Origin of the sequence: Pseudoxanthomonas sp. JBR18 (assembly GCF_028198165.1) — a bacterium.
In the GTDB taxonomy this organism is placed as follows: Bacteria; Pseudomonadota; Gammaproteobacteria; order Xanthomonadales; family Xanthomonadaceae; genus Pseudoxanthomonas_A.
This window is the reverse complement of sequence record NZ_CP116339.1, coordinates 562,129-574,318: the sequence shown is the minus strand read 5'-3', so window position 1 is coordinate 574,318 and position 12,190 is coordinate 562,129. Positions and strand designations below refer to the sequence as shown.

Below are 12,190 nucleotides of genomic sequence, written 5' to 3'. Positions count from 1 at the left end.
ATTCGCGCTCTAGAATCCTGACCATGCCGCCGACCCAAAACACCCCGTGATCCGCGTCCTGCTGGCCGAAGACCAGGCCATGGTCCGCGGCGCACTGGCTGCACTGTTGGGCCTGGAAGCAGACATCGACGTGCTGGCGGCGGCGGCCGATGGCGAGGCGGCCTGGCGTGAACTGCAGCGCCTGCGGCCGGACGTGCTGGTCACCGACATCGAGATGCCTGGCCTGTCCGGGCTGGAACTGGCCCAGCGGGTGCAGCGCCATGCACTGCCCACGCGCGTGGTGATCGTGACCACCTTCGCCCGACCGGGCTTCCTGCGCCGCGCGCTGGATGCCGGCGTGGCCGGCTACTTGCTCAAGGACGCGCCGCCCGAGCACCTGGCCGATGCGCTGCGCAGCGTGCATCGCGGTGGCCGCGCCATCGCCCCGGAACTCGCGCTGGAAGCCTGGTCGGAAACCGACCCTCTGAGCGAGCGCGAGCGCCAGGCCCTGCGCCTGGCCGGCGAGGGCCTGACCGCCGCGGAGATCGCCATCCGCCTGCACCTCTCGCATGGCACCGTGCGCAACTACCTGTCCGAAGCGATCAGCAAGCTGGGGGTCGGCAATCGCATCGAGGCCTATCGCCTGGCCCGGCAGAAGGGCTGGCTCTGAAAGCGTTTTTCTGCGGAAACAGTGATGCAGCGCCGGTTTGTTCCGAGCCCAGCGCGCCGGCCCCGCCCTAAAATTGGCACACGCTTTGCAATGACGTTTTCATGATCTCTCTTCGTCGTATCACCAATCAGGTTGGCCCGCTGCTGGCCACGGCCATCTTCGTGGTCGTCGGTCTGGGCATCCTGCGTGGCACCGAGCGCTTCGCCGAGGATGCCCGGTGGGTGTCGCACACCAACGAAGTGATTGCACGGATCGACGAAATCGAAGCGCGACTGCGCGATGCCGAGTCGGCCCAGCGGGGCTTCCTGCTGACCGGGCAGGTGGACTACCTGGCGAGCTATCGGCTGGGGAAAAGCCAGCTGCCGGATCAGTTCGCCGAACTTGAACGGCTGATCCGGGACAATCCCGAGCAACTTGGGCGGGTCCGCGATCTGCGCGCCCTGATCGATCAGCGCCTGCGCCAGACCGACCAGGTGCTGGACGTCTATCAGACCCAGGGACAGACCGCCGCACAGCAGGCCATCGGGGCCAACGCCCAGGCCACCTCCGACGCCATCCGTATCCAGATGCGAACGGCCCGCCAGGCCGAGCGCGAGCTGTTGCGGGGACGTGCGGCTTCCAGTGACCGTAGCGCGATGCTGCTCAGGGCCCTGGCCCTGGCGGGGATTCCTGCCGGCATCGCGGTGATCGCGATGGTGTATGTCTTGATGCTGCGCGAAATCCGCGGCCGCGACCAGGCCGAACGCGAAACCATCGCCAGCAACGCGCGCTTGATCAGCACGGTGGAGGAGCTGGAGCACACCGGCGCCGACCTGCGTGAGCTGAGTCATTTCGCCAGCATGCTGCAAAGCTGCGTGCGGCCCGAAGAAGCGCTGGACCTGACCATCCAGCTGATGACGCGGCTGCTGCCTGGCACCGGCGGCACGATCTACCGCATCCGCGCTTCGCAGGATTACGCCGAAGCCATGGCGCAATGGGGCGAGCATGTGGTGCCCAGCGCGCAGATGCTGCCACACGAGCACTGCTGGGCCTTGCGTCGCGGCCAGTCGCAGTTGGCCCACGGTCCAGCCGATACGGTGCGCTGCAAGCACATCGAATCCACCGAAGGAGCCACCGCCTGCATCCCGCTCAATGCACAGGGCAATCAGTTGGGCTTCCTGTATGTATCGGCCAACGACGGCGAGTTTCTGGGCCGCGTCCAGCTGATCGAAACCGTCGCCGAACAGCTGGCCATGGCGCTGTCCAATCTGCAGTTGCAGGACCGCCTGCGCATCCAGTCCATCCGTGAACCGCTGACCGGCTTGTTCAATCGTCGCTATCTGGAGGAATCTTTGTCGCGTGAGCTGGCCCGCTGCGAGCGCCGCAACTTGCCGCTGGCGGTGATGATGCTGGATGTGGACCACTTCAAGCGCTTCAACGACACCCATGGCCATCCGGGCGGCGACGCGCTGCTGGCCGGTTTCGGTCAACTCCTGCAGACGCTCTCGCGCCAGGAAGACATCGCCTGCCGTTACGGTGGCGAAGAGTTCACCCTGATCCTGCCCGAAGCCTCACCGCAGGCGGCCCTGGAGCGGGCAGAGCAGATCCGCGAGGCCGTGCATGCCTTGCGCGTCCAGCATCTGGGCAAGGATCTGCCGGCGGTGACGGTGTCCATCGGCCTGGCTTGTTTCCCGGCCGACGGTGGCGACCCGGAGAGCTTGGTCAGCCACGCCGACCGGGCCTTGTACCGAGCCAAGGCGCGTGGCCGTAACCGGGTTGAGAGCGGTCATTCGGTCCACACCCTGGTGACTCCTTCCAGTAGCACGGGCGCCAGCTGAGTCGGATCGCGCCGTTCCCGAATGCCCCGCCGGGGGCGGCTGAGCTTTCCAAAAATCCTTGCGCGTCGCCGTGGACGATCAGCCCGCGTAACGGGCGCGCAGCATCTCGAAGGCCGCACGCAGGGCCATGGCCTCGCCGCCGGCCGGGCGGCCCGGGCGATCGCCGTCGTTCCATGCATACACGTCCAGATGCGCCCACGGCGTCCCGGCCGGGACGAAGCGCTCCAGGTACAGCGCTGCGGTCACCGCGCCGGCCATGCGCGAGCCGGCATTGGCCAGGTCGGCCACATGGCTGGTGAGGTAGCGCAGGTAGGGACGCCATAGCGGCAGGCGCCACAGCGGATCGCGGGTCTGCTCGCCCGCCGCCAGCCAGGCGTTGGCCAGCGCATCGTCGTTGGAGAACAACACCGGCAGCTCCGGCCCCAGCGCGATGCGCGCCGCGCCGGTGAGCGTGGCGAAGTCCAACAGCAGCTCGGGCTGGTCCTCGCCGGCATAGGCCAGCGCATCGCACAGGATCACCCGGCCCTCGGCGTCGGTGTTGTCGATCTCCACGCTGATGCCGGCACGGGTGGCGATCACCTCACCGGGACGGAAGGCGTCCGGGCCGATGGCGTTCTCCACCGCCGGCACCAACAGGGTCAGCCGCACCGGCAACCGCTGGTCCATGACCAGCTCGGCCAGGGCGATCGCATGCGCCGCGCCGCCCATGTCCTTCTTCATGTTGCGCATGCCGTCGGCCGGCTTGATGTCCAGCCCGCCGGTGTCGAAGCACACGCCCTTGCCGACCAGGGTGACCTTGGGCGCGTCTTCGGCGCCCCAGCGCAGCGCGATCAGCCGCGGCGCGCGATGCGAGGCGCGGCCGACCGCGTGGATGGCCGGGAAGTTGTGCGCCAGCAAGTCGGCGCCTTCGATCACCTCCACCTGCGCGGCGTGGTCGGCGCCGATCTGGCGGACCACCGCTTCCAGGTCGGCCGGGCCCATGTCTTCGGTGGGCGTGTTGACCAGGTCGCGCACCCGCAGGCACGCGGCCAGCAGCGCCCGGGTGCGGCTGGCGCCAGCGGCGACTTGGAGCAGCGCCGGTGCGCGCGGCGGAGTCTTGTAACGGTCGAAGCGATACGCACCCAGGCCCCAGCCCAGTTCAAGCGCGGCGCGCGCCTCGTCGGAGAGCCCGTTGCCCTCGACCTGCCAGCAGCTGCCCGGCGGCAGGCCCATCGGCGCATGGCCATAGGACAGCGGATCGGCGGCATCGCCGATGGCCAGCACCGCGCCCGCCAGGCCATCGGCGCCGGGCAGCAGCGCCAGCGTGCCCGGCGCCGCGTTGAAGCCCTGCGCCTGCAGCCAGGCCACGGTCGCGCCGGGCTGGGTGGCACACCAGTCCTGGAACTGCTCGCGCTGCAACACGTGCAGCGGCAGGCAGGCGGTGGCGGTGTCCTCGATGAAGGCGGTCTGGCTCATGCGGCAGCGGTGTCCTTGGTATCCAGGTGGGCGTCGAGCCAGTCGGCCAGCGCGGTGAGGGTGGTGAACTCCAGGTCCGGCTGCACGTCGTCGATGCTCCACTGTGCGCCGATGCGGTTGAGCCAGCACGCGCGCAGGCCCGCGCGCGCCGCGCCGGCCACGTCCATCAGCATGTGGTCGCCTACGTGCAGCACCTGCTCTGGTGGCAATGCCAACTGCGCGCACGCCGCATGGAAGATGCTGGCCTCCGGCTTGGCCGCGCCGTGCTCGCGTGCGCCCAGCTGGAACACGAAGTGTTGGTCCAGCCCGCAGCGCGCCAGGTCGGCATTGCCGTTGGTCAGCGCCGCCACCGGCAGGCGCGCGGCGATGCGTTCCAGGGCGTGCACCGCGTCGGGGTAGCACGCCACGCGATTGCGTTCGGCATAGAACACCTCGTAGGCCGGGTCCAGCAGGGCCAGGTCGGCACCGCTCTCGCGCAGGGCGTGTTCCAGGGTGAGCCGGCGCATGGCCGACAGGTCGTGCAGCAGGTGCGGATTGTCGGCAAATACCTGTTCGCGGACCTCGCGCATCACCTCGATGGGGAACTGCGCGGCGGTGGCCGGGCTATGGGTTTCCAGCCAGGTGTGCAGGGCCTGCTCAATGCGCGCCCCGATCGGCGCGAACGGCCACAGGGTGTCGTCCAGGTCCAGGGTGACGGCGCGGATATCGAAATTCATCGCAGTATTTTAGCCTGCCGGGCGCAGGCAGGCCCGATACCGCTTTTTGCTGTGGCTTGCCGTCGCTTTGCTTCTGCTTTGTTTTGCTTTGTGCTCCAACTGTCTGAGCCGTAAAGCGAGCCGAGCATCGCAGGAAGTCAGGGCCGAAGAGTCGCCCTTGTCTGAGCGCAGCGAGTTTGGGCGACGTGCCCTGACTTCCGAGAAGCGCAGGGGACCGCCGCGTAGCGGCGGCGAGTGTCCGGCGAGTAGCGGTTTTGGTGACTTTTGCCGCGACAAAAGTCACTCGTGCTGCAAGCGCGAAAGCTTTGCATCTGTCGCGCCATGGGCGCGATGCTTTTGAGTCCTTGGCCGAAATGGCGATGATTCCGCCGCGCGGGCTTGAAGCTGCAAGCAGGATCAAGAGCTTTCGCGCCCTCGGGCGCGACTTCCTTTTGTCGCGGCAAAAGGAAGCAAAACCGCTTCTCGCCGGACGCGCGTCGACGCTACGCGTCGATCCCCTGTGCTCCTCGCAAAGCAGGGCACGGCGCCCAAACTCGCTTCGCTCAAACAGGGCGCCTCTTCGGCCCTGCTTCGCTGCGGTGCTCGGCGCGCTTTACGGCTCGGTCAGGTGGAGCCAACGTCAAAGGCAAAGGCAAAGGCAACGTCAAAGGCTGACGAGCAACCGCAACCGCAACCGCAACCGCAAGGGACAAGCCTTGTGCTGGTCAGGGCCGCTCGGAAGCGGCGCCTACTCCATCAACCGCGCCCAACCCTCCAACCCCTGCACCTGCGCCAGCACCAACTTGATGCACACCAACATCGGCACCGCCAGCAGCAGACCGATGATCCCCCACAGCGAGCCGAACACCATCAGCGCCAGGATCAGGATCAAGGGCGACAAGCGCATCTGCCGGCCCAGGATGATCGGGGTGACCAACTGGCCTTCCAGCGTGTGCAGGCCCAGGTAGATCGCCGCTGGCAGCAGCGAGGTCCAGGCGTCGTCGAACGTGGTCAGGCCCACCACCAGCATCATCACCATGCCGGCCAGCGGACCCACGTACGGGGCGAAGTTGAGGATGGCCACCAGCGTGCCCCACAACAGCGCGTCGGCGATGGGGAATTCCAGCAGGTACAGCGCCCCGGCGAACAGCAGGCCGACCACCGCGTTGATGATGGTGATGGTCAGCACGTAGCGTGAGACCGAACGTTCGATCGATTGCAGGATGCCCACGGTGAGCTTCTGCTGCTGGCGCTTGGGCAGCAGCGCGATGGCATGCCGCTGCAGGTTCTCGCCGTAGACCATGAAAAAGAACGTCAGCAGCACCACCGCCAGCACCGAGGCCAGCATGCGTGGGGTGGTGGTCAGCTTGCGGAAGGGATCTTCGGCCGTGCGCATCACCTGCGGGCGGCGCCCGGTGTCGCCGGCGGCGGCGCGGGCGAAGTTCTCGGCGGCCTCGTTGGCGTCGTAGACCGGCTTGGTCAGCGCACGCAGCTTGGGCGCCAGTTGGCGCAGTTCACGTGGGGCGGCCTTGGCCCAGGCGGCGGCGGGCGGCACTAGCTGGTAGGCCAGCGCGCCGGCCGCCGCCAGGCCGAGCACCAACACCAGGACCGCTCCGACGAAGCGGGGCAGGTACAGCCGCTGCAGGCCGCGGATCATCGGATTGCCCACCAGCGCCAGGAAGCACGCCAGCAGCACCGGCAGGATCACCGCCTGCGCTACCCACAGGGTAAAGCCGCAGGCCAGGAACGCCAGGATCACCAGTGACAAAGGACCGCGCGGGCGGGGCGGGGGCGGCGCGGGCGCCGGGTCGGCCTCGGGGTCCGCCAGATCTGCGTCCAGGGCGTTCACCGCTCGGAGAGGTGAGTGGCGGCTTCCGCCGGCTGCGGCGGATGGGCGGTCCAGCGTTCGGTTTCCCCGTGCTCGTCCACAGGCGGGGCATTGCCCGGCCCTGGCGCGGCGCGTTGCGGGACGTCACGTGCCGGGCCCGCGCCAGTGCTGGCGGCGTGGCGGGCGGCCTGCGCGGCGGCGACACCGGCGGCGGCTTGAGTGCTCTGGGTGGCCTGCGCGGCGTCCTGGGCGCTGTCGGCGGCCTCGTCGGCCTTGTCCGCGGCCTGGTCGGCCTGCCAGGCGGCCATCGACGCCTGCAGCGTGGTGAACATGCCGGACACCATGCTCACCACGCGCAGCCATTTGGTCGCGCCCATGACCCGCGAAGGATGCGAGCTGCCGGTCAAATAACCCACGCCCAGACCCACCAGGACGATGCGCCAGGGCGTCCAACTGCGCTTCCAGTGGCTCAACAGCGCGCCGGCATTGTCGATGGTCTGCTGGCGCCGGCCCTCGACCAGTGTTTCGGCGCGGACCACGCGATGCTTCAGCTTGGCGAACTTCATGGACGGCCTCCCTCGGCTACGCCGGCCGGCGTGGGTGCGGCCGCCTGCGGGACTGGCGTGCCGCTCACACCAGGGGTGTCTTCGTCTTCATCCTCGTCATCATCGCCAATCCCCATCGCCTTGAGCTGGCGGCGGGTGGCTTCCATGCGAGTGAACTCGAAGTAGCGCAAGGTCTGCACCACGCCGAGGATCGTCATAAACAGGCTCAACCCTGCGGCAATGGACACCGAGGCCAGCCATGAAAATCCGTTGTGCTGCAGCAGGGCAATCAGCACGCCCATCAGCAACAACCAGCTGCACACGCCGAAGACCGCGGCCACTGACATCCACACCATCGCGCGGGCCAGTGCCACGCGCGCCAGTGCGAAGTCGGCCAGGGCCAGCTTGCGCAGCGCACGGGCAGTGTCCAGCGCCGAAGTCAGCCCTGCCTTTCCGGAGCGGCCGACCTGGCGCAGGCTGTCTTCCAGCGATGGCGTCGCCCCGCCCGGGGCTTGTTCTTGATGCTCGGTGTCGCTCACGCGTTCCCCTCGCGTCGGCGTCGGATCAGTCGCCGCGACGACCCAGCTTGGCGATCACCCAACCGGTGGCAAGGGCCACGCCGAAAGCAGTCAGCGGACGCTCGCGAATCACTTCGGCGGCGCTGTCGATCAGGTCGCGGCCCTTGTCCATCAGCGCGTCCATCTGCTCGCGCGCGGCTTCGCCGCCAAATTCCGCGGCGCTGATGCCGGCCAGGGCACTGTCGGACAGCTCGGACTTCAGCTGCGCCTTGCCCAGCTTGAGTTCGTCACCGGCCACGCCGGCGGCGCCGCGCAGGGCTTCGCTGGCTGCCGTGGCCGCGGACTTCAGGTGCGAACCGGCCTCGCCCAGGTTGGTCTTCATCTGATCGGCGGCGGTGGAGGCGGCGGCGCTGTGGGCAGCGGTGCCGAGGGTGGGGTTGGGATCGCTCATGGTGGTCTTCTCCGTGTCTGTGGATGCAACGGTACGTTTTGAATCTACCGCACGACCGCATGAACGCCCTGTTAGTTCGGCCGCGCCTACAAGGGCGCGGCCGCAGCTTCAGCGCATCAGCAACTGGCCGTCTTCGCCATTACGCAGCACTCGCAACACCAGCTGGCGCGGCGTGTCGCGCAAGCTCGCGCGGAAGCCCGCCAGGTCGCTGAAGTTGCCGCCACTGCCGGCGAACACGATGTCGCCCTGGCGCAGTCCGTTGTTCCACGCGCGGCTGCGCGGCTGCACCTGGCTGACCTGCACCCCGCCGTTGGCGCCCATGCCGCGCAACTGCTGGCGCGTGGCTTCGTCCAGTTCGTCGAAGGTCGCTCCGGCCAGGCGCGCGTCCAGGTCCGCGCCATTGGCTTCGCGCAGCTGTTCCTTGAGCGTGGCGGTGAGGGTGAGCGGCTTGCCGTCGCGACGCAGGCTCAGGGTCACCTTGCTGCCCACGCCCTGCAGGCCCTCGAAGTTGTGCAGGGCCCCACCGTTGTCGATGCGCTGGCCGTTGGCCTGCAGCACCACATCGCCGGGCTGCATGCCCGCGGCGGCGGCGGCCGAATCGGGATAGATGCCGGTCACCAGTGCGCCACGCGGCGCGTCCATGCCCAGCGCGTCGGCCAGCTTCTGGGTCACGTCCTGGGTGGTCACCCCCAGCGTGCCGCGCTTGACCACGCCCTTGTTGGTGTAGAGCTGCTCGGCGATGTTGCGGGCCAGGTCGATCGGGATGGCGAACCCCAGGCCGATGTTGCCGGCCATCGAGCCTGAAGGATTGAAGCTGGCGGTATTGATGCCCACCAACTGGCCTTTCAGGTTGACCAGCGCGCCGCCGGAATTGCCCGGGTTGATCGACGCGTCGGTCTGGATGAAGTTCTGGAAGCCGGCCACCGGGATGCCGCTGCGGCCCACCGCCGAGACAATGCCCGAGGTCACCGTCTGCCCCAGCCCGTACGGGTTGCCCACCGCCACCACGAAATCGCCGACCTGCAGCTGGTCGCTGTCGCCCAGCGGGATCTGGGTCAGGTCCTTGGGCGGGATGCGGATCAGGGCCACGTCGGTGTCCGGGTCCGAGCCCAGGAACTCGGCCTCCACCGTGCGCCCGTCGTTGAGGGTGACCGACACGCCGTCGGCGTTTTCCACCACGTGGTGGTTGGTGAGGATCAGGCCGCGCTTGGCATCGATGATCACGCCCGAACCCAACGCGCGCTGCACCCGCTCGCGCGGGATGTCAGGAATCCCGAACAACTGGCCGAACGGCCCCAGCGGACTGGCCACGCGCACGGTCTGCCGGCTGTACACGCTGACCACCGCCGGGGTGACCCGCTTGAGCATCGGCGCCAGCGAGGGCATCGGCTCGCCATCCACGGCCGACGGCAGGGCGGCACCGGCCGCCGCCGGCAGCACCGAGCTGGTCGGCGGGGCGTCTTCGCGGGCCTGGGCGGGATGTTCGACGGTCTGGTACAGGCCGAGGGCGACAAAGCCGCCAAAGGCAGCGGCAGCGGTCAGGGCGAGCAGGGTCGGAAAGGGACGCATGGCGTGGCTTGGAAGTGGATGGAGTCGAAGGCGCCGCATCGTGGCCCGCCCATGGCGCACCGCCGCATGGGCGAACCTGAACGAGTGTGATGTCCAGCCCTTAAATCCTCAATGAAAACGCCCGATCCCACCCCTTTCGGGGGTCATGGAACCGGGTTTTGACGGTTCCACGCAGAACGGCTTTTTCGCGGTTGACACGCCCCCGTGGCAGGGCTAACTTCCTCGGCCTGCGGCCCCAAGATGTAGCGAAGGGGTCGCGTGACGGCCCCAAGCGGTAGGGTTTTGCTTGGGAACCCCAGCGCCACAGGGGAGACGGCGCATGCAGCAGGTGGTGGTCGCGGGATTCCAGCCCGCCAACACAATCGACATCACCTGCACATGCCCGCCCCTGAGGCACGGCACGCCGCCCTGCAGCCGCGGTCCACGCCCCGGCACCACCATCAACACGCCTCCCGTGCGTCCCACGCGCGGCGGCATCATTTTCACTAGGGAGAGCTCCAACCCATGAGCACGGTGCGCCTTGAGGCGGTCAAGAAAGAACACGCGGCCCGCGTCATCCCGATGCAGCCCGCGTCCCAGGACATCTGGGACAAGAAGTACCGCCTGAAGAGCAAGGCCGGCGTGGCCATCGATGCCGACATCGACGGCACCTACCAGCGCGTGGCCCGCGCCCTGGCCGATGCCGAGCCCACGGTCGAAAAGCGCACCTACTGGTACGAGCGCTTCCTGTGGGCGCTGCGCCGCGGCGCCATCCCCGCCGGCCGCATCACCTCCAACGCCGGCGCGCTGGAGCACAAGCCGGCCACCAGCACCATCAACTGCACCGTGTCGGGCACCATCACCGACTCGATGGACGGCATCCTGGAGAAGGTCCACGAGGCCGGCCTCACGCTGAAGGCCGGCTGCGGCATCGGCTACGAGTTCTCCACCCTGCGGCCCAAGGGCGCCTTCGTCGCCGGCGCCGGCGCCTACACCTCCGGCCCGATGTCCTTCATGGATATCTTCGACAAGATGTGCTTCACCGTGTCCAGCGCCGGTGGCCGTCGCGGCGCGCAGATGGGCACCTTCGATGTGTCCCACCCGGACGTGAAGGACTTCATCCGCGCCAAGCGCGAGGACGGGCGCCTGCGCCAGTTCAACCTCTCGCTGCTGATCACCGATGGCTTCATGCAGGCCGTGGAAAACGACACCGACTGGCCGCTGGTGTTCCCGGTCAACAAGAAGGAAGAGGCCGACATCGACCTGACCAGCGCCGAGCAGGTGGTCTGGCGCGAGTGGCCCAACGCCGAGACCTACGTCACCCGCGACGACGGCCTGGTGGCCTGCAAGGTGTACGGGCAGATCCGCGCCCGCCACCTGTGGGACATGATCATGGTCTCCACCTACGACTACGCCGAGCCGGGCTTCATCCTGATCGACAAGGTCAACGAGATGAACAACAACTGGTGGTGCGAGAACATCCGCGCCACCAACCCCTGCGGCGAGCAGCCGCTGCCGCCGTACGGCGCCTGCCTGCTGGGCTCGATCAACCTCACCGGCTTCGTGCGCGACCCGTTCACCGACCAGGCGCGTTTCGACTGGGAGGAATACAAGGAAGTCGTGCGCGTGTTCACCCGCATGCTCGACAACGTGGTGGAGGTCAACGGCCTGCCGCTGGAGCAGCAGCGCCAGGAGATCATGCGCAAGCGCCGCCACGGCATGGGTTTCCTCGGCCTGGGCTCCACCCTGACCATGCTGCGCATGAAGTACGGCAGCGCCGAGTCGTGCGAGTTCACCGAACAGATCGCCCGCGACATGGCCGTGGCCGGCTGGGAAACCGGCCTGTCCCTGGCCAAGGAAAAGGGCGCCGCCCCGATCATGGAAGAGCGCTTCCAGGTCACCGCCGCCATGCTGCGCCAGCGCCCGGAGATGGCCCAGGACGGCTGGAAGGTCGGCCAGGAGATCGAAGGCAAGGTGCTGCACGCCAAGTACAGCCGCTACATGCAGCGCATTGCCACCGTGGCCCCGGAACTGGTGGACGAGCTGGCCGATGTCGGCGCGCGCTTCACCCACCACAGCTCCATTGCCCCGACCGGCACCATCTCCCTGAGCCTGGCCAACAACGCCTCCAACGGCATCGAGCCCTCCTTCGCCCATCACTACAGCCGCAACGTGATCCGCGAGGGCAAGAAGTCCAAGGAGAAGGTGGACGTGTTCTCCTTCGAGCTGCTGGCCTACCGCGAGCTGATCAACGCCAAGGCCATGCCGTTCTCCGAGGAGGCTGAGGCCAAGCTACCCGATTACTTCATCGCCGCCGACGACATCCATCCCAAGGAACACGTGGACGTCCAGGCCGCCGCGCAGAAGTGGGTGGACAGCTCCATCTCCAAGACCGCCAACGTCCCCACCGACTACCCCTACGAGTCGTTCAAGGACATCTACCGCTACGCCTATCAGCAGGGCCTGAAGGGCTGCACCACCTTCCGCTTCAACCCGGCCGCCTTCCAGGGCGTGCTGGTCAAGGAAGCCGACCTGGAAAACACCACCTACCGCTTCGAGCTGGAAGACGGCTCCATCGTGGAGGTCAAGGGCAACGAGCAGATCGAGTACGACGGCGAGATGCACACCGCCGCCAACCTGTTCGACGCGCTGAAAGAAGGGTATTACGGCAAGTTTTAAGAAGG

The 12,190-nt window shown here is 67.8% G+C and carries 10 protein-coding genes; 3 read left to right on the top strand and 7 right to left on the bottom strand.

What is annotated here, in order from left to right; genetic code table 11:
- The first annotated feature begins 46 nt into the window (after positions 1-46).
- Both PJ250_RS02790 and PJ250_RS02785 read left to right on the top strand, forming a co-directional pair.
- A complete protein-coding gene (locus tag PJ250_RS02790) occupies positions 47-649 on the top strand; it encodes a response regulator transcription factor (RefSeq protein WP_271647038.1) in 603 nt (200 codons plus the stop codon).
- A gap of 101 nt (positions 650-750) precedes the next feature.
- Positions 751-2,466 (top strand): diguanylate cyclase, encoded by a 1,716-nt coding sequence (locus PJ250_RS02785; RefSeq protein WP_271647037.1) that lies wholly within the window; start codon positions 751-753, stop codon positions 2,464-2,466.
- A 78-nt stretch (positions 2,467-2,544) separates the two neighbouring features.
- Here the strand turns inward: PJ250_RS02785 and PJ250_RS02780 are convergent, their stop codons facing one another.
- The 7 genes from PJ250_RS02780 to PJ250_RS02750 all read right to left on the bottom strand — a co-directional run bounded on the left by PJ250_RS02780 (position 2,545) and on the right by PJ250_RS02750 (position 9,527).
- Positions 2,545-3,921: a leucyl aminopeptidase family protein gene (locus PJ250_RS02780; protein ID WP_271647036.1), complete on the bottom strand. Its 1,377-nt coding sequence runs from the start codon at positions 3,919-3,921 to the stop codon at positions 2,545-2,547.
- Complete coding sequence (locus PJ250_RS02775; protein ID WP_271647035.1) at positions 3,918-4,637, bottom strand: HAD-IA family hydrolase; 720 nt, start codon at positions 4,635-4,637, stop codon at positions 3,918-3,920. Before PJ250_RS02775 ends, PJ250_RS02780 begins: the two co-directional genes overlap by 4 nt.
- Positions 4,638-5,364: 727 nt before the next feature.
- A complete protein-coding gene (locus PJ250_RS02770) occupies positions 5,365-6,456 on the bottom strand; it encodes an AI-2E family transporter (protein ID WP_271648500.1) in 1,092 nt (363 codons plus the stop codon).
- A 5-nt stretch (positions 6,457-6,461) separates the two neighbouring features.
- Positions 6,462-7,010 carry a protein sip-5 gene (locus PJ250_RS02765; protein ID WP_271647034.1) on the bottom strand — a complete coding sequence of 183 codons (549 nt, stop codon included), beginning with the start codon at positions 7,008-7,010 and terminating at the stop codon, positions 6,462-6,464.
- Positions 7,007-7,528, bottom strand: coding sequence for a phage holin family protein (locus PJ250_RS02760; RefSeq protein ID WP_271647033.1), 522 nt, complete (start codon positions 7,526-7,528; stop codon positions 7,007-7,009). Before PJ250_RS02760 ends, PJ250_RS02765 begins: the two co-directional genes overlap by 4 nt.
- Positions 7,529-7,553: 25 nt before the next feature.
- Entirely contained in the window at positions 7,554-7,889 is a 336-nt protein-coding gene (locus PJ250_RS02755; protein WP_271648499.1) for a hypothetical protein, read from the bottom strand.
- Between the two features lie 177 nt (positions 7,890-8,066).
- The gene (locus PJ250_RS02750; protein WP_271647032.1) at positions 8,067-9,527 is read right to left on the bottom strand and encodes a Do family serine endopeptidase; all 1,461 of its coding nucleotides are present in this window, start codon (positions 9,525-9,527) and stop codon (positions 8,067-8,069) included.
- A gap of 504 nt (positions 9,528-10,031) precedes the next feature.
- Between PJ250_RS02750 and PJ250_RS02745 the strand changes: the two genes are divergently transcribed.
- A complete protein-coding gene (locus PJ250_RS02745; protein WP_271647031.1) occupies positions 10,032-12,185 on the top strand; it encodes an adenosylcobalamin-dependent ribonucleoside-diphosphate reductase in 2,154 nt (717 codons plus the stop codon).
- The last annotated feature ends 5 nt before the right edge of the window (positions 12,186-12,190 follow it).

Coding starts and splice junctions, on each gene's coding strand:
- PJ250_RS02785 (WP_271647037.1), top strand. CDS start 751: ATGATCTCTCTTCGTCGTATCACCAATCAGGTTGGCCCGCTGCTGGCC.
- PJ250_RS02780 (WP_271647036.1), bottom strand. CDS start 3,921: ATGAGCCAGACCGCCTTCATCGAGGACACCGCCACCGCCTGCCTGCCG.
- PJ250_RS02775 (WP_271647035.1), bottom strand. CDS start 4,637: ATGAATTTCGATATCCGCGCCGTCACCCTGGACCTGGACGACACCCTG.
- PJ250_RS02765 (WP_271647034.1), bottom strand. CDS start 7,010: ATGAAGTTCGCCAAGCTGAAGCATCGCGTGGTCCGCGCCGAAACACTG.
- PJ250_RS02755 (WP_271648499.1), bottom strand. CDS start 7,889: ATGAAGACCAACCTGGGCGAGGCCGGTTCGCACCTGAAGTCCGCGGCC.
- PJ250_RS02750 (WP_271647032.1), bottom strand. CDS start 9,527: ATGCGTCCCTTTCCGACCCTGCTCGCCCTGACCGCTGCCGCTGCCTTT.
- PJ250_RS02745 (WP_271647031.1), top strand. CDS start 10,032: ATGAGCACGGTGCGCCTTGAGGCGGTCAAGAAAGAACACGCGGCCCGC.